This is a genomic window from Rhizobium sp. BK377 (assembly GCF_014193935.1).
GTDB lineage: Bacteria > Pseudomonadota > Alphaproteobacteria > Rhizobiales > Rhizobiaceae > Rhizobium.
The window spans coordinates 55,805-71,776 of sequence record NZ_JACIAC010000004.1 but is presented as its reverse complement, the minus strand read 5'-3'; the positions used below and the strand labels follow the sequence as shown (position 1 = coordinate 71,776).

General features: G+C 61.5%; 15 protein-coding genes. 11 read left to right on the top strand and 4 right to left on the bottom strand.

Annotated elements, in window-relative coordinates; all coding sequences use genetic code 11:
* Window positions 1–95: 95 nt before the first annotated feature.
* Together FHT92_RS17520 and FHT92_RS17515 are read left to right on the top strand one after the other, a co-directional pair.
* On the top strand, window positions 96–656 hold the full coding sequence (locus FHT92_RS17520) for a sugar transferase (RefSeq protein WP_183741992.1): 561 nt from the start codon (window positions 96–98) through the stop codon (window positions 654–656).
* A 166-nt stretch (window positions 657–822) separates the two neighbouring features.
* Window positions 823–2,769: a polysaccharide biosynthesis protein gene (locus FHT92_RS17515; protein ID WP_183828485.1), complete on the top strand. Its 1,947-nt coding sequence runs from the start codon at window positions 823–825 to the stop codon at window positions 2,767–2,769.
* 68 nt (window positions 2,770–2,837) lie between these two features.
* On the opposite strand, the gene FHT92_RS17510 is transcribed toward FHT92_RS17515, so the two are convergent.
* The 4 genes from FHT92_RS17510 to FHT92_RS17495 all read right to left on the bottom strand — a co-directional run bounded on the left by FHT92_RS17510 (window position 2,838) and on the right by FHT92_RS17495 (window position 7,076).
* Window positions 2,838–3,815: a L,D-transpeptidase gene (locus FHT92_RS17510; protein WP_183827637.1), complete on the bottom strand. Its 978-nt coding sequence runs from the start codon at window positions 3,813–3,815 to the stop codon at window positions 2,838–2,840.
* A gap of 148 nt (window positions 3,816–3,963) precedes the next feature.
* The gene (locus tag FHT92_RS17505) at window positions 3,964–4,722 is read right to left on the bottom strand and encodes a GntR family transcriptional regulator (RefSeq protein ID WP_312858774.1); all 759 of its coding nucleotides are present in this window, start codon (window positions 4,720–4,722) and stop codon (window positions 3,964–3,966) included.
* 11 nt (window positions 4,723–4,733) lie between these two features.
* Window positions 4,734–5,888 carry an acetylornithine deacetylase gene (argE, locus tag FHT92_RS17500; RefSeq protein WP_183827634.1) on the bottom strand — a complete coding sequence of 385 codons (1,155 nt, stop codon included), beginning with the start codon at window positions 5,886–5,888 and terminating at the stop codon, window positions 4,734–4,736.
* A 3-nt stretch (window positions 5,889–5,891) separates the two neighbouring features.
* On the bottom strand, window positions 5,892–7,076 hold the full coding sequence (locus tag FHT92_RS17495; protein WP_183827631.1) for a M24 family metallopeptidase: 1,185 nt from the start codon (window positions 7,074–7,076) through the stop codon (window positions 5,892–5,894).
* A gap of 182 nt (window positions 7,077–7,258) precedes the next feature.
* Between FHT92_RS17495 and ehuB the strand changes: the two genes are divergently transcribed.
* The 9 genes from ehuB (at window position 7,259) to FHT92_RS17450 (ending at window position 15,892) form a co-directional block, all read left to right on the top strand.
* Window positions 7,259–8,119: an ectoine/hydroxyectoine ABC transporter substrate-binding protein EhuB gene (gene ehuB / locus FHT92_RS17490; protein WP_183827628.1), complete on the top strand. Its 861-nt coding sequence runs from the start codon at window positions 7,259–7,261 to the stop codon at window positions 8,117–8,119.
* 109 nt (window positions 8,120–8,228) lie between these two features.
* Entirely contained in the window at window positions 8,229–8,900 is a 672-nt protein-coding gene (ehuC, locus tag FHT92_RS17485; protein WP_183742001.1) for an ectoine/hydroxyectoine ABC transporter permease subunit EhuC, read from the top strand.
* A gap of 4 nt (window positions 8,901–8,904) precedes the next feature.
* A complete protein-coding gene (gene ehuD / locus FHT92_RS17480; protein WP_183742003.1) occupies window positions 8,905–9,600 on the top strand; it encodes an ectoine/hydroxyectoine ABC transporter permease subunit EhuD in 696 nt (231 codons plus the stop codon).
* A complete protein-coding gene (gene ehuA / locus FHT92_RS17475; RefSeq protein WP_183827625.1) occupies window positions 9,597–10,373 on the top strand; it encodes an ectoine/hydroxyectoine ABC transporter ATP-binding protein EhuA in 777 nt (258 codons plus the stop codon). Before ehuD ends, ehuA begins: the two co-directional genes overlap by 4 nt.
* A complete protein-coding gene (gene eutB, locus FHT92_RS17470) occupies window positions 10,370–11,389 on the top strand; it encodes a hydroxyectoine utilization dehydratase EutB (protein WP_183827622.1) in 1,020 nt (339 codons plus the stop codon). Before ehuA ends, eutB begins: the two co-directional genes overlap by 4 nt.
* Window positions 11,379–12,371, top strand: a complete 993-nt coding sequence (locus FHT92_RS17465) for a cyclodeaminase (RefSeq protein ID WP_183827619.1) — start codon at window positions 11,379–11,381, stop codon at window positions 12,369–12,371. The genes eutB and FHT92_RS17465 overlap by 11 nt, the downstream gene beginning before the upstream one ends.
* 39 nt (window positions 12,372–12,410) lie before the next feature.
* Window positions 12,411–12,923, top strand: coding sequence for an Lrp/AsnC family transcriptional regulator (locus FHT92_RS17460; protein WP_183827616.1), 513 nt, complete (start codon window positions 12,411–12,413; stop codon window positions 12,921–12,923).
* Window positions 12,924–13,018: 95 nt separating this feature from the next.
* The gene (locus FHT92_RS17455; protein WP_183827613.1) at window positions 13,019–14,503 is read left to right on the top strand and encodes an NAD-dependent succinate-semialdehyde dehydrogenase; all 1,485 of its coding nucleotides are present in this window, start codon (window positions 13,019–13,021) and stop codon (window positions 14,501–14,503) included.
* A gap of 18 nt (window positions 14,504–14,521) precedes the next feature.
* Window positions 14,522–15,892, top strand: coding sequence for an aspartate aminotransferase family protein (locus FHT92_RS17450; RefSeq protein WP_183827610.1), 1,371 nt, complete (start codon window positions 14,522–14,524; stop codon window positions 15,890–15,892).
* Window positions 15,893–15,972 lie beyond the last annotated feature (80 nt).

Below are 15,972 nucleotides of genomic sequence, written 5' to 3'. Positions count from 1 at the left end.
CGGCCGGAAAGGGTCGTTGACGTGAATTGGCCCGAGACGGTAGGGCAAGGCAGGCCGTCGAAGGCCAAAAGAATGTGCGAAAGACGAGGACGGACTTGAAGCGGGCAGCGGATCTTTTCCTGGCTCTGGCAGCATCCCTGATCCTGATCGTTCCGATCGGGATCGTGGCACTTTGCGTACGCCTGACCTCACCGGGGCCGGTGCTTTACTGGTCGAACCGAGTGGGGCGCCGCAACGAGATATTCCGGATGCCGAAATTCCGCAGCATGCGGATCGACACGCCGACGGTCGCCACGCATCTGCTCGACGACCCTTCCCGCTATTTGACGCCGATCGGCGGCTTCTTGCGCAAGTCGAGCCTCGATGAACTGCCGCAGCTCTGGTGTATCCTGAAGGGTGAGATGAGCTTCGTCGGCCCGCGCCCGGCGCTCTACAATCAGGACGATCTTATCGCACTTCGGACGGCAGAAGGTGTCGATGCTTTGCTGCCGGGACTGACAGGGTGGGCGCAGGTCAATGGACGCGACGAACTGCCGATCCCCGAAAAGGTGAAGTTCGACGTCGATTACCTGCAGCGCCGCTCGTTCCTCATGGATATGCGCATCCTGGCAATGACCGTCGGCAAGGTATTGGGCAGCAAGGGCATAACCCATTGAGGCTACAAGCTAAGGTTATGAACAGGTTGCGTGCGCGACCACCGATTATTTCGGTTGCACTTAAGGTCGAAAAGGACAAGAAGAAATCAGGCTGGAATGATGGATGGGCAGTATAAACATGCATGATGATCCTTCACATGACGGATCAAAGACCAGCCAGTCCTGGATGTCGATGCAGGCACTGGTCGGGCCGCTCTTGGCGATGCCACGTCCGGCCAAGCGTATTCTTGCGCTGATCGTCGATTCCAGCCTTTGTGTTCTGACCATCTGGCTTGCCTATTGTTTCCGCCTGAACGAATGGACGGTGCTGACCGGGGTGCAGTGGCTCGCGGTTCTCGTATCGCTGTGTCTGGCCCTGCCGATCTTCGTCGTCATGGGCATGTACCGGGCGATCTTCCGCTATGCCGGCATTGCCGCTTTCCTGGCAGTGCTGAAGGCGATTGCGATCTATGGCGTTGCCTTTGCCACCATTTTCACCGCGCTTAGCGTTCCCGGCATTCCGCGTACCGTCGGCATCCTGCAGCCTTTCCTGTTGCTGATCGCAATCGGCCTTTCGCGCCTCGGCATCCGCTACTGGCTTGGCGACACCTATCAGCGCATCCTGCACAAGGGCGCGATGGCAAAGGTGCTGATCTATGGCGCGGGCAGTTCCGGCCGGCAACTGGCCGCTGCACTGACAAACAGTGCAGAGCTCAATGTCGTCGGTTATCTCGATGATGATCCGAAGCTCAAAGGCGGCATCATGGGCGGCCTGCCGATCTATGATCCCTCCGACCTGACCGAACTGGTCCAGACGCTGAATGTCCATAACGTGCTTCTGGCTTTGCCATCGGCATCGCGCCAGCGCCGCAACGAGATCCTCGAGCAAATCCGCAAGGCGCGGGTGAACGTCCGCACGCTGCCGGATATGACGGCACTTGCGCAGGGCCGTATTGCCGTTTCGGATATCCGCGAACTCGAAATCGAAGACCTGCTCGGCCGCGAGGCCGTGGCGCCGCGCCAGGAATTGCTCGACAAGGCCACACTCGGCAAGGTCGTGATGGTGACAGGGGCCGGCGGCTCGATCGGCAGCGAGCTCTGCCGCCAGATCCTGCGCAGCAGCCCGACTCATCTCATCCTCGTCGAGCAGAACGAATACGCCCTTTATGCGATCCACGGCGAGCTGCAGAAGCTTTCGGAAGTGTACGAGCAGCAGAAGGTGCAGATCGTGCCGATCCTCTGTTCGGTGCGTGACCGCGACCGCATGGAACACATCATCATGAGCTGGCGCCCGCAGGCGCTCTATCATGCAGCTGCCTACAAACATGTGCCGCTCGTCGAGCAGAATGCGGTAGAAGGCATCAAGAACAATGTCATGGGCACGCTGATCACAGCACAGGCTGCCGAAAAATACGGTGTGTCGAACTTCGTGCTGATCAGCACCGACAAGGCGGTGAGGCCGACCAACGTAATGGGCGCCAGCAAGCGCCTTGCCGAAATGGTGCTGCAGGCGCTTTCTGCCGAACGGGCGGCCAACCGCACCCACACTAATTTCTCCATGGTCCGCTTCGGCAATGTGCTGGGTTCCTCCGGTTCCGTCGTGCCTCTGTTTCGCCAACAGATCAGGGATGGCGGGCCGGTGACCCTGACGCATCCCGATATTACCCGCTACTTCATGACGATCTCGGAGGCTTCTCAGCTCGTCATCCAGGCCGGGGCCATGGCCGATGGCGGCGATGTCTTCCTGCTCGATATGGGCGAACCGGTGCGCATTGCCGATCTAGCGCGCCGGATGATCGATCTTTCCGGCCTGACGGTGCGCAGTGAGGATAATCCTGAAGGCGATATCGAGCTTTCGGTCACCGGTCTCAGGCCCGGCGAAAAGCTCTACGAAGAACTGCTGATCGGCGACAATCCCGAGACGACGCAGCATCCGCGCATCATGAAGGCGCGCGAGGATTTCCTCTCCTGGCCGGAACTTTCCAAACGCCTTACGGCACTCGATGCAGCGCTGGATCGCAACGACATACCGGCCGCCCGCCTGATGCTTGCCGAACTCGTCTCCGGCTATGCCTCGACCGGCGAGGTGACCGATCTGGCGCTGAGTGCTGCTGAGGCCAATACGGCCGCGTAGTCGGAGCATGGCTTTGTGCCGGGCTTCTTCGAAATGTTCGTCCGCTTTCCGTTCGGTCGGAAAGTCGCTCAGTCTACGAAGTCGACGACGACGCCGGGCTTCACCATGCCGGCAAGCTCCTCGACATCCCAGTTTGTCAGCCGCACGCAGCCGTGCGAACCGGCCTTGTCGATCAGCGAAGGCTCCGGCGTTCCATGGATGCCGTAGGTCGGCTCGGAGAGGTCGATCCAGACCGTCCCGACCGGGTTGTTGGGTCCGCTCGGCAACTTCAGGAGCTCCTTGTTATGACCCTGCTGAAAATTGATCTTGGGATTGTAGGTGTATTTGGGGTTTCGGGCGACGCCGTTTACCTTGTGGTGACCAGTCGGTGAGGGGTTATCTTCGCTGCCGATCGTCGCCGGGTAGACTGCAAGAACAGATCCGTCGTCGGCAAAGGCCAGAACCTCGCCGCTTTTGCGGCGAGCCTCGATACGCTTGACCTTCCCCGTTCTTGGCGCGCCGATGACCGTGACCGAAATTGTTTCGCCCGGATCGAATCGAGCGCCGTGGTTTAATGCCTTCAAAAGATCGATGTCCATGTGAAAGCGCTCGGCCAGCCGCTCGGCGACGCTCGTGTAGCCGAGATGTTTCATCTTTGCTTGTTTGGCGTAGTCCTTCGGAATGGTCTCGACGAGATCGGCGGCATCATCCTGCGCAATGACATAGGAACCGATCACCTGTTGATCGTCCTGCAGCCGGGAGAGCATCTGCGGATCGGGCTTTCCGTCGACCGGAAGACGCTGCATGATCTCGAAACCGGCAATCGCCTTGACGACGTTTTCACCGTAAAAGCCATCGATCACGCCGGGGGAGGCGCCGGCGCGGTCCAGCAGCACCTGAAGATGGATGATTGCCGGATCCGGCGTCGTCGATCGTTCTTTCGGAGGGTCTGGGGAGATGTCGCCGATCGACGCGTCATTGATGGCCCCGGCCGCAAGTTGCTGGGCGTTGCCGACGCCGTAGATTGCAAGCGATATGAAGCCGCTGACGAGCATGGATTTGATCATGCTGTTTAAGCGATATCGGATGAAAAGGTTCCTTCAGGGCCTCTGGCGACACCAAATTCGTTCTTTGGAATAATCAGATCAGACTGCAACAATCAGCTCACGCGAGCTATCTGCTGGCCAGTGCAACAGGCCTGCGGCATTCCCGCTTTTATCGCAGGGCCGAGGTGTTGCTGAGGCGCACGAAGCTCATGGAAATATGGGAGCGGCGGATATAGGCGGCAGCGCTGACGTCGCCGATTTCGACAGCGGTGCGGATTTCCGCGATCTCACGAGCAAAGACTGCGACTTCTTCGGCAAGATCCATATGCGAAATGGACTTCAGCCAGATGCGGGCAGTCTGATAATACAGGCGTTCTGAAATCTCCCGCAGCGGTTCGTTTTCGGTGAGGCGCATAAGCGCGTGGAAAAGATCGATGTTGAGCTGGGCGAAATTTCGCGGATCGGGACGGGCAACCAGTTCGACGCCGCGTGCTTCGAGTTCGTGGAAAAGGCGGATCGTCTCCTGGCTCGGCGGGACAGGCGAGAGCTTGCCGACGAGTTCGGCCAATTCCATTCTCAGCTGGTAAACCTGGGCGAACGCACCGATCTCGACATCGGTGACGATCGTGCCGACGCCTTGGACCGAGCGCAGAAGCCCTTGCGATTCCAGCCAGCCCAGGACACGGCGCACCGGCGTGCGGCTGATGCCGAATTCGGCGGCGAGCGCTTCCTCGCTCAGCCGGGTGCCCGGTGGATAGTCGAGCATGCAGATCCGGCCTCTCAGGATCGAATAAATCCGCTGGAAGCGCTCCCGGGCCGCGTTGACCTGCGTGTCGTCGGTCCCGGCAGGCTTTGCCGATCTCGCCGTTGCCTCGTCGACTTTCGTCTCGTGATCCTGCATGGTGCGGTGACCCTCCAACGGCTGCACCGTCGCCTTCCTCAGGTGGTGAGCCTCTGCTTCAATCCGCTTAGCATATCCAGGCACGCCTTCAACTGCGCGCAACTGATGAATTCGTCCGGCTTGTGGGCCTGATCGATCGAGCCCGGTCCGCAAACGACAGTGGAAATGCCAAGTTTCTGGAAAAGGCCGGCTTCCGTTCCGAAAGAGACGACATCGGCCGTCGTTGCGCCCGTCAGAGCCGAAACGATGGCGCGCGCCTCGTTGTCGGTCACGGGTTCCAGCCCGTCGATCTCGCCGACGACATGCGTATGGATGCAGGCTGACGGCGAAACGGCGCGCATCGAGGGCAGAAGCACTTCTTCGCAATAGGCGGCGATGCGACGTTTCACGTAGTCGACATCGGCCCCTCGCACCGGGCGCATTTCCCATTCGACGGCGCAATGACCGGCAATCACGTTTCGCGCCTTTCCACCTTCGATCCGTCCGGCCTGTATCGTCGTCCAGGGAGGTGTGAAGGGGCTCGACGGCACGGTTTGGCGAAGCTCGCCACCGATCTCGAGGAGCCGACCGATATAGCGCACGGCATATTCGATCGCGTTGACCCCGAGATCAGGATTGGATGCGTGACCCTCCAGCCCCGTAAACTCGGTCGTATATTCGTAGCAGCCCTTGTGTCCCTCGATGATCCGCATGTCGGTGGGCTCGCCGACGATGGCGACAGAAGGCTTGATCCCCCGGCGCGCCAGCTCGGAAACGAGCTGCTGGCCGCCGAGGCAACCCACTTCCTCATCGTAAGTGAAAGCGAAGTGAATGGGCCTTTTGAGATTCAGGCTCGCATAGTCGGGCGCCATGGCAAGCGCGGCGGCGATGAAGCCCTTCATGTCGCAGGCGCCGCGTCCATAGATCAGGCCGTCGGCCTCGCGCGCCGAAAACGGGTCGGACTGCCACTCGCTCGCATCGGCAGGCACGACATCTGTATGGCCGGACAGAACGATACCGCCATCGCAGTCCGGGCCGATCGAGGCAAAGAGATTTGCCTTGAGGCCGGTTGCGTCCTTCGTCAGAACAACACGCGCGCCGGATTGGCTCAGCCGTTCGGCAGCATAGTCGATCAGCGCAAGGTTGCTGTCTGACGAGACGGTCGGAAAGGCGATGAGATCGGATAAAATCGATCGGGTTGCTTCAAGCGACATGCATCAATCCTTGACGAAAAGCTTGCGCGGCCGGTCGCACAGGCACTCGGCCGCGCCGTTTTCGCGGATGAGGATCGTCTCGGTGATCTCCATGCCCCAATCCTGCATCCAAAGCCCCGGCATGAAGTGGAAGGTCATGCCCGGCTGCAGCACGGTCTGATCCTCTTCGCGCAACGAGATCGTGCGTTCGCCCCAGTCCGGAGGATAGGAGAGCCCGACCGGATAGCCGCAGCGTGCGCCGCGCTCGATGCCGGCGCGTTCGAGCGGCGCAGCAAGGGCATTGGCGATATCGCAGGCGCGGTTGCCGGCGCGTGCCGCTTCCAGCCCGGCTTCCAGCCCCGCCACGAGGGCTTTTTCGGCCTCCAGCAGGAAGGCCGGCGGTGTGCCGAGGAAGACTGTCCGGCAGAAGGGCACGTGATAGCGGCGGTAGCAGCCGGCGATCTCGAAGAAGGTGGCCGTTCCGCCTTCCGTCTCGCGACCGTCCCAGGTCAGGTGCGGGGCAGCAGCATCGGATCCGCTCGGCAAAAGGGGGACGATCGCCGCGTAATCGCCCCAGGCGTCGTCCGTCCCGCGCACGGCGTCGCCGAGAATGTCGGCGACGAGTTCGTTCTTTTTCAGTCCGGACCGCATGCGTTCGACGATGCCGTCGACGATCTTTTCGGAAATGCGGGCGGCCTTGCGCATGAAGGCGATCTCTTCGCCGCTCTTGACGGTGCGCTGCCAGTTGACGAGGGCGGTCGCATCGATGAGATCGGCCGCCGGCAGCTCGTCCTTCAGCGTCAGATAGGCCTTGGCGGAGAAATAGTAGTTATCGAATTCGAGGCCGACCCGTTTGGTCCCATATCCTTTTTCGCGCAGGATCGCCGCCAGTGTCTGCATCGGGTGGCGCTCGGTCGACTGCACGTAGTTGTCTGCGTAGAAAGTCACCTGGCCGTCGTCCATCCAGACGGTGCGGTAGGCACCGTTGGCATCCTGCCTGCGACCCCACCAGATCGGGTCCTCGTCGTGAAAAACGATGACGCCCTGATGCACGTAGAAGGACCAGCCGTCATAGCCCGTCAGCCAGGCCATGTTCGAGGGATCCTCGACGAAGAGAACGTCGATCCCCTTTGCTGCCATGGCGGCACGGGTTTTTGTCAGCCGGCGGGAAAACTCGTCCCGCGAGAAGGGAAGGCGCTTGGCGATCATCGGTCCTCCGAAAGTCAACGAATTAGGCAAATGCTGGATTTGTGTACAAGTGCACGAGAATGAGGCTATATTCGGTAAAAAAATGCAAGAAAAATATTGACACACCCGTAAATTCGATGCTGTTGTGTACAACATAAGAAAACACGTGTGGAACCAGCAGAGAAAAAAACGGGAGCAAGCGAATGAAACGGAGCATGTTCAAAACGGCGTTGGCGACGGCAATCCTCGTCTCCGTCGGCGCCTCGGTGGCGGGTGCAGTCACGCTGAAGGAAGTGCAGGATCGCGGCTTTATCCGCGTCGCGGTCGCCAACGAAATTCCTTATGGCTTTATGGACCCCAGCGGGGCGGCAAAGGGAGCAGGCCCGGACGTTGCCACAGCCGTGCTCGGCAAGCTCGGCATTTCGGCCGATAACATCCAGTGGGTGGTTACTAATTTCTCCTCGCTGATCCCCGGCCTGCAGGCCAATCGCTTCGACATGACGGCGAGCGAGATGGCGATCCGGCCGGAACGCTGCCAGAAGGTCATCTATTCCGAGCCCAATACGTCCTACGGTGAGGGCCTGCTGGTCGCCAAGGGCAATCCGAAGGGTCTGAGCGGCTATTCCGATTTTGCCAAGGGCGGCATGAAAGTCGCGATCATGGCCGGTGCCGACCAGCTTCACATGATGCAGGCGCTTGGCGTACCGGAAGCCAACATCGTCACGATCGCGGCTAATTCCGATGCGATCTCGACCGTCTCGACCGGTCGCGCCGATGCTTATGCGGCAACCGGCCTGACCGCAAGCGAACTTGCCGGCAAGAGCGACAAGGTCCAGATCGTCGATAAGTTCAAAGACCCGGTCGTCGACGGCAAGGAAGTGCGAAGCTGGGGTGGTTTCAACTTCAATTCCAGTTCCACCGATCTGCGCGATGCCTTCAACAAGGAACTCGAAGCCTTCAAGAAGACCGATGAGTGGAAGAAGATCCTCTCCGGCTACGGCTTTACCCCGGCAGACATCGAAGGTTCGTCGGCCAAGACGACCAAGGAGCTCTGCGCTATGTAATCCGCACGGATTGCATCGGTCGATACGGCTGGCCGGGGCGGATTTCGCAAAGCTCCGGTCGCTGCCGTTTCGACGTGAGCCACCTTAAAACCGATGGGGAACGCTGCGGATGCACTGGACGGACTATCTCGGCCCTCTCATGGAGGGTGCCTGGATCACCATCGAACTCACCGTCTATTCGACGATACTCGGCGGACTCTTCTCGTTCCTGTTCGGCATCGGGAAGCTGTCCGGCAACTGGTTCATCAGGGGCTTCTCGATCGTCTATATCGAGGTCTTTCGCGGCACGTCACTTCTGGTCCAGCTGTTCTGGCTCTATTTCGCCCTGCCGATCGCCGGCGATATGGTCGGTCTCGACCTTCGGCTGCCACCGGTCGCAGCCGGGGTTCTGGCGCTTGCGCTCAACATCGGCGCTTATGGTGCCGAGGTGGTTCGCGGCGCAATTGAGGCTGTCAGCCGCAATCAGTACGAGGCGGCAACCGCGCTGAACTTCACCTCGCGTCAGGCGCTTTTCCGGGTGGCTCTGCCGCAGGCTGTTCCGGAAATGATGCCCAGTTTTTCCAATCTGGCGGTCCAGAACCTCAAGGACACGGCGCTCGTCTCGCTCGTCAGCCTCGCCGATCTTGCCTTCAAGGCCGAGCAGCTGCGCAACTTCTATCAGGATTCCACCACGATCTACACGATCATCCTGTTCATGTATTTCGGCATGGCGCTTGTCCTGTCGCTTGCCATGCGCATGCTCGAAAATGCCCTTGGCCGCTGGCGCGGCGTAAGGAGGTAGCCGGATGTTGTTCGGATATGAATGGGATACGACCCACGGCGAGCTGGCCTTCGCGCTCTCGATCCTGCCGATATTGCTGCGCGGGCTCGTCGTCACCATCGAGGCCTCGATCCTCGGCTTTTTCGTCGCCATGGTGATCGGTCTGGTCCTCGCCGTCCTGAAGGGCGCGCCATCGCGCGTCGTTTCCTGGCCTGCCACCTTCGTCACGGAATTCATCCGCGATACCCCGCTGCTCGTGCAGCTGTTCTTCCTCTATTACGTGCTGCCCGACTACGGCATCGTCCTGCCGGCTTTCATGACCGGGGCGCTGGCACTTGGTATCCAATACAGCGCCTATACGTCGGAGGTCTATCGCGCCGGCATCGATGCGGTGCCGCACGGCCAACACGAGGCATCCAAGGCGCTCGACCTGCCGCCGCACCGGTCCTTTACCCACATCATCCTGCCACAGGCCATACCGCGCATCATCCCGGCACTCGGCAACTACCTCGTGTCGATCATGAAGGACGTGCCGGTGCTTTCGGTCGTCACCGTGCTCGAGATGCTGAACGTCGCCAAGATCATCGGCGATCAGACCTTCGACTATCTCGTGCCGCTATCGATGGTCGGCGGGATCTATCTGCTCCTGACGATCCTCGCCTCCGCGCTCGTGCGGTATGTCGACATCAACCTCCCGAAGAGAGGAATTCCGCTAAGATGAGCGAGCCGGTCATTGTCTTCGACAAGGTCAAGAAGTCCTATGGCGATTTCGTCGTCATCAACGACCTGGATTTCAGCGTCTCCCCGGGCGAGAAAGTCACCATCATAGGCCCCTCGGGCTCGGGCAAGTCGACCGTGCTGCGCATCCTGATGACGCTCGAAAAGATCAATGGCGGCGCCGTCTATGTCGGCGGCGATCCGCTGTGGCACGAGCGGAAGAACGGTGCCCTTGTGGCAGCCGGCGAAAACCACCTTCGCGGCATGCGCAAGCAGCTCGGCATGGTCTTCCAGCAGTTCAATCTGTTTCCGCATATGACAGTGTTGCGCAACCTTATGGAAGCGCCGCGCGTGGTGCTTGGTCTGTCGAAAACCGAGGCGAAGGAGCGGGCGGAGGAGCTGCTTCAACTCGTCGGTTTGACGGACCACGCCCACAAGTTTCCCGGCCAGCTTTCCGGCGGCCAGCAGCAACGCGTCGGCATCGCGCGTGCCCTTGCCATGCGCCCGCGCATCATGCTCTTCGACGAACCGACCTCGGCGCTTGACCCGGAACTCGTCGGCGAGGTGCTGACCGTCATTCGCCGGCTTGCCTCCGAGCACGATCTGACCATGCTGATGGTGACGCATGAAATGCGCTTTGCGCGTGAGATCTCGGACCGTGTCTGCTTTTTCGACAAGGGCAAGATCCACGAGGAGGGGACGCCTGCCGAAATCTTCGGCAATCCGCAGAAGGAGCGCACGCAGCAATTCTTAAGGGCGGTCACGGAAGCGCAATGAGCGGAGGCGACCCGATCACGCTTGCCGACGTGCTGGCGGCGCGCGCCCGGATCGCCAAAGATGCGGTCCGCACCCCGCTCGTTCCATCCATCTTCATGACGCAGAAGTCGGGACGCGATTTTCTGCTGAAGCTGGAGATCGCCCAGCCGGTTGGCGCCTTCAAGATACGCGGGGCGGCCAATGCGATCGCCCGCCTGCCCGCCGAAACGCAAGGCGTCGTCTGCTGCTCGACCGGCAATCACGGGCGCGGCGTTGCTTACGCCGCCCGCGCCAGAGGCATTAGGGCCGTCGTGTGCATGTCGTCGCTAGTGCCGCAGGCCAAAGTCGACGGCATCCGGGCGCTCGGCGCCGACATACGCATCGTCGGCCGGAGCCAGGACGACGCGCAGGCCGAAAGCAGTCGTCTCTGTGCGGAAGAAGGCTTCGTCGAGATACCGCCCTTCGATCATGCCGACGTGATTGCCGGGCAGGGGACGATCGGGCTGGAGATGCTGGAGGACCGTTCCGATATCGCCTCGCTGCTGATCCCTTTGTCCGGCGGGGGGCTTGCAGCCGGTGTGGCGCTGGCGGCCAAGGCCATCAATCCGAAGATCCGCACGATCGGAATTTCCATGGACCGGGGAGCTGCGATGGTTGCCTCGATTTCCGCCGGCAGGCCGGTGGAGGTGGAAGAGGTGGCAAGTCTTGCAGATTCGCTCGGCGGCGGCATCGGCCTCCACAACCGCCTCACCTTCGATCTTTGCAGGGATCTTCTCGACGAGACGGTGCTGGTCGGCGAGGCGGACATCTACAACGCCATGCAGGTGGTCTACCACGAGGAGCGCATCGTGGCCGAGGGTGCCGGCGTGGTCGGCCTTGCCGCAGTTCTCTCGGGCAAGGTCGCGCTGCCCGAAGGACCGGCTGCGACCATCCTCACCGGCCGCAATCTCGACATGCCGACTTTTACCCGGATCGTCTCGGGCAAGGCAGTGACGCTCGGCAACACTCTTCTGGAAGGACGGCGCTATGGCGCATGACATCATGATCCTGACGGAGACGGAACTGCGCAAGGCGGTTCGTCTCGATCTCCACGCAGTCGATGTCGTCGAGGACGCCTTCAAGGCATTGGCGACGGGTGACGTTATCATGCCGCCGATCCTGTCGATGGCGATCCCTGCGGTCAACGGCGAGGTCGACGTGAAGACGGCGTATATTCCGGGTTTCGATGGTTTCGCCATCAAGGTGAGCCCGGGTTTCTTCGACAATCCGAAGATCGGCCTGCCGAGCCTCAACGGTCTGATGATCCTCTTCTCCGCCACCACAGGTCTCGTCGAAGCGCTGCTATTGGACAATGGCTACCTGACGGACATCCGCACGGCGGCCGCCGGAGCCGTGGCCGCCCGCCATCTGGCGCCCGCGCAGGTCGAGACGGCCGGAGTGATGGGAACCGGCGTCCAGGCCCGCCTGCAAATTCAAGCGGCTCATCTCGTGCGCCCATTCGGCAGGGTTCTCGTTTGGGGCCGTGACCTGGCCAAGGCAGAAATCTGCGCCAGCGATATCGCCCGCACGCTCGGTATCGAGGCCATGGTCGAGGCAGATCCGGCGCGGCTGGTTGCCGAAAGCCAGCTGGTCGTCACGACCACGCCGTCGTTCCAGCCGATCCTGAAGGCTGAATGGTTGCATCCCGGCCTTCATATCACGGCGATGGGCTCCGATCAGTCGGAGAAGAACGAGATCGATCCGAAGGCGCTCGTTGCGGCGCACGCCTATATCTGCGACCGCGTCAGCCAGTGCGAGATCTTGGGCGAGCTCAGAAGCGCCGTCGCCGCCGGCCTCTGGCAGAAAGCAGCACCTGCCGAACTCGGCGCCGTGGCGAGCGGGCTCGCTGCCGGCCGCCTCAGCCAGGCGGATATCACCATCTGCGATCTCACCGGCACCGGCGCGCAGGATACGGCGATCGCGACCTTTGCCCGCCGGCTGTGTGCTGCAGCCGCCGCCGGAACGGTGATGGAGGTCTGAGGTGGTCTTGATCACGCCTTCCTGTTGCGGCACATCGCCATGCTGAAGCTCGACAGCCGCGACATCGCGATCCTCAAGGTGCTCTCGCGGGAGGCGCGCATCTCCAAGGCGGAGCTTGCAAGCCGTATCAACCTTTCACCGAGCCCCTGTTGGGAGCGGCTGAACCGGCTGGAAAAGGCGGGCATCATCCGCAGTTATCGGGCCGACATCAGCCTGAAGCCGATAGCCGCAAGCGTTACCGTCTTCGTGACCGTCGAGCTGGAACGCCATCGATCGCAGGCTTTCCAAATTTTCGAGCGCACCGTCAAGACAAGGGAGGAGATCGTCGGCTGCTGGGCGGTCGGCGGCGGCTTCGATTACCTGCTGCAGATCGTTAGCCGCGATGTCGACAGCTATCAGCGGCTGATGGATACGCTCCTGGACGAGCCGCTGGGGCTTGCGCGCTATTACAGCTACATCGTCACCAAGCCGGTCAAGGAGCAGGCACCATTGCCCTTCGATCTGCTGCTCGCGGAATGGACAGACGAAAACGCCGGCGCGGGTGGCGAATAGAGATGCTCTCTCTGCCGGCGAGGCCGCCAGAAGAGACTTCGTCTGCGGCTCATGCGCGACATTGGAGCCGCAGGAAACGCAGCAAGAGACAGATCATGACCCATTCCGCCGACGTTGCGAAATCACCGCTCACGGGCTTCGACGACAACCGCCTGATCCGCCAGTTTTCCTATATCGGCGGGCGCTGGATGGCTTCTGCAACCAGCCGGACCTTCGCGGTGACCGACCCTGCGACCGGCGCATGGCTTGGTGACGTGGCCAGCCTGTCGGCGCAGGAAAGTGCTGCGGCGGTCGAGGCGGCCGCACGCGCCTTTCCGGCCTGGGCCGGCGCGCTGCCCCAGGAGCGCTCGCGTCTTCTGCGGCGCTGGTTCGAGCTCATCCTGGCGCATCGACGGGATCTCGCCCGCCTGATGGTTGTCGAACAGGGCAAGCCGATCTCCGAGGCAAAGGGCGAGATCGACTACGCGGCCTCTTTCGTGGAGTATTATGCCGAACAGGCCAAACGGCCCGATATTACCGGCGTGACGTCGCATCTGCCCGATGCGGAGATGGAGGTCTGGCTGGAGCCGGTCGGTGTTGCAGCGCTTGTCACGCCCTGGAACTTTCCGTCCGCGATGCTGACCCGAAAGGCAGCGGCAGCGCTTGCGGCGGGCTGCACCGTCGTCGCCCATCCGAGCCACGAGACACCCTATTCGGCACTGGCCCTGGCGGAACTCGCCGAACGGGCGGGCTTGCCGGCAGGTGTCTTCAATGTCGTCACAGGGGATGCCGCAACTGTGGTCGAACCGTGGCTCGTCGATCCGCGCGTGCGGGCTCTCTCCTTCACCGGCTCGACGGAAATCGGACGGCTGCTCTACGCCCGCTCGGCTGGCACGGTCAAACGCCTGGTGCTGGAACTCGGCGGTCACGCCCCTTTCCTCGTCTTTGCCGATGCCGATATGGACAAGGCGGTCGACGAGGCGGTCAAGGCGAAGTTCGCAACGTCAGGTCAGGACTGTCTGGCCGCCAATCGCTTCCTGGTGGAACGCCCCGTCTATGGTGAATTCTGCCGCCGGTTCACCGAGCGTGTCGGCGCCTTGACGGTCGGAGCGGGCCTCGACGACCCCGACATCGGCCCGCTGATGAACGCCCGCGCAATCGCCAAGCTGGAGGAGCAGGTAGCCGATGCGCTGCAGGCCGGCGCACGCCTGCTGACCGGTGGCAGGCGGCATGACAAGGGACCGCTCTTCTTTGAGCCAACGGTGCTTGCCGACGTGCCGCCCGGCGCATCGATCATGTGGGAGGAGACATTCGGCCCGGTGGCAGCCGTTGCGCCCTTCGACACCGAGGAAGAGGCGCTGCAGCGCGCCAACGATACCGAATATGGCCTGGTCGCCTACCTGCACACCAGCGATCCGCGACGGATCTATAGGGCAAGCCGGGCGCTGCAATATGGGATGGTCGCCGTGAACCGGACGAAAGTCACGGGCGCCCCTATCCCCTTCGGCGGAATGAAACAGTCTGGAATCGGCCGCGAAGGCGCTCTGCATGGAATGCACGCTTTCATGGACATGAAATATGTCTGCCGCGACTGGGCATAACAGCAAAGGAACGAATTGATGCTCACCAATGATCAGCTCGACAAGTGGGACCGCGAGAACTTTTTCCATCCTTCGACGCATCTTGCCCAACATGCCCGCGGCGAGAGTCCCAACCGTATCGTGACCGGCGGTTCGGGCGTTTACATCGAAGATCGCGACGGCAATCGGCTGCTCGATGCCTTTGCCGGGCTCTATTGCGTCAATGTCGGCTACGGACGCAGCGAGATCGCGGATGCCGTCGCCGCCCAGGCAAAGGAACTCGCCTATTATCACGCCTATGTCGGTCACGGCACGGAGGCCTCGATCACGCTCGCAAGAATGATCGTCGAGCGCGCGCCGAAGAACATGTCGAAGGTCTATTTCGGGCTCGGCGGTTCCGACGCCAACGAAACCAACATCAAGCTGGTCTGGTATTACAACAATATCCTCGGCCGGGCAGAAAAGAAAAAAATCATCTCGCGCTGGCGCGGCTATCACGGCTCCGGACTAATGACTGGCTCTCTCACCGGTCTTGAACTCTTTCACAAGAAGTTCGACCTGCCGCTGTCGCAGGTCATTCACACCGAGGCACCCTATTACTATCGCAGGCCTGATATGGCCATGAGCGAGGCACAGTTTTCGGCCCATTGCGCGGCGGAGCTGGAGGCGTTGATCGAGCGCGAAGGGGCCGACACCATTGCGGCCTTCATCGGCGAACCCGTGCTCGGCACCGGCGGCATCGTTCCGCCGCCGGCCGGTTACTGGGAGGCGATACAGAAGGTGCTCCGCAAGCACGACATCCTTTTGATCATAGACGAGGTCGTCACTGCGTTCGGACGGCTCGGCAGCATGTTCGGTTCTAGTCACTACGGGCTCGAAGCCGACATCATCACCATCGCCAAAGGCCTGACCTCGGCCTATGCCCCGCTTTCAGGTTCGATCGTCTCGGACAAGGTCTGGAAAGTGCTCGAAAGAGGGACGGACGAGAACGGTCCGATCGGCCACGGATGGACCTATTCCGCCCATCCGATCTGCGCGGCAGCGGGCGTTGCCAACCTTGAACTCATCGACAAGCTCGATCTCGTCACCAATGCCGGCAAGGTCGGCGGCTATTTCCGCAAGGCCATGGCAGAGGCCGTCGCCAGCCACGCCCATGTCGGCGAGGTCCGCGGCGAGGGCATGCTTTGCGCCATCGAATTCGTCGAGGAGCGCGACAATCGCCGTTTCTTCGACCCGTCGAAAAAGATCGGCCCGCAGATCGCTGCCGCCCTCCTCAAGCAGAGTGTCATCGGCCGCGCGATGCCGCAGGGCGATATCCTCGGCTTCGCGCCGCCGCTTTGCCTCAGCGAGAAGGAGGCGGATGCGATCGTTGCGGCCACCGTGAAAGCGGTCAGCGCGGTTTTGGGCTAGAAAGAGCCCCTGCGACGGCCGGCAGTGAATAAGCCATCGTCGCGCGCTCCTCACTGATCAAGGCCCTCGCGCGCAAGGAA

What these genes read in the sequence shown, in the direction of transcription:
- ehuB (WP_183827628.1), top strand. Translation starts at nt 7,259, where the DNA reads ATGAAACGGAGCATGTTCAAAACGGCGTTGGCGACGGCAATCCTCGTC.
- eutB (WP_183827622.1), top strand. Translation starts at nt 10,370, where the DNA reads ATGAGCGGAGGCGACCCGATCACGCTTGCCGACGTGCTGGCGGCGCGC.
- FHT92_RS17465 (WP_183827619.1), top strand. Translation starts at nt 11,379, where the DNA reads ATGGCGCATGACATCATGATCCTGACGGAGACGGAACTGCGCAAGGCG.
- FHT92_RS17455 (WP_183827613.1), top strand. Translation starts at nt 13,019, where the DNA reads ATGACCCATTCCGCCGACGTTGCGAAATCACCGCTCACGGGCTTCGAC.
- FHT92_RS17460 (WP_183827616.1), top strand. Translation starts at nt 12,411, where the DNA reads ATGCTGAAGCTCGACAGCCGCGACATCGCGATCCTCAAGGTGCTCTCG.
- FHT92_RS17510 (WP_183827637.1), bottom strand. Translation starts at nt 3,815, where the DNA reads ATGATCAAATCCATGCTCGTCAGCGGCTTCATATCGCTTGCAATCTAC.
- argE (WP_183827634.1), bottom strand. Translation starts at nt 5,888, where the DNA reads ATGTCGCTTGAAGCAACCCGATCGATTTTATCCGATCTCATCGCCTTT.
- ehuC (WP_183742001.1), top strand. Translation starts at nt 8,229, where the DNA reads ATGCACTGGACGGACTATCTCGGCCCTCTCATGGAGGGTGCCTGGATC.
- ehuD (WP_183742003.1), top strand. Translation starts at nt 8,905, where the DNA reads ATGTTGTTCGGATATGAATGGGATACGACCCACGGCGAGCTGGCCTTC.
- FHT92_RS17515 (WP_183828485.1), top strand. Translation starts at nt 823, where the DNA reads ATGTCGATGCAGGCACTGGTCGGGCCGCTCTTGGCGATGCCACGTCCG.
- FHT92_RS17495 (WP_183827631.1), bottom strand. Translation starts at nt 7,076, where the DNA reads ATGATCGCCAAGCGCCTTCCCTTCTCGCGGGACGAGTTTTCCCGCCGG.
- FHT92_RS17450 (WP_183827610.1), top strand. Translation starts at nt 14,522, where the DNA reads ATGCTCACCAATGATCAGCTCGACAAGTGGGACCGCGAGAACTTTTTC.
- ehuA (WP_183827625.1), top strand. Translation starts at nt 9,597, where the DNA reads ATGAGCGAGCCGGTCATTGTCTTCGACAAGGTCAAGAAGTCCTATGGC.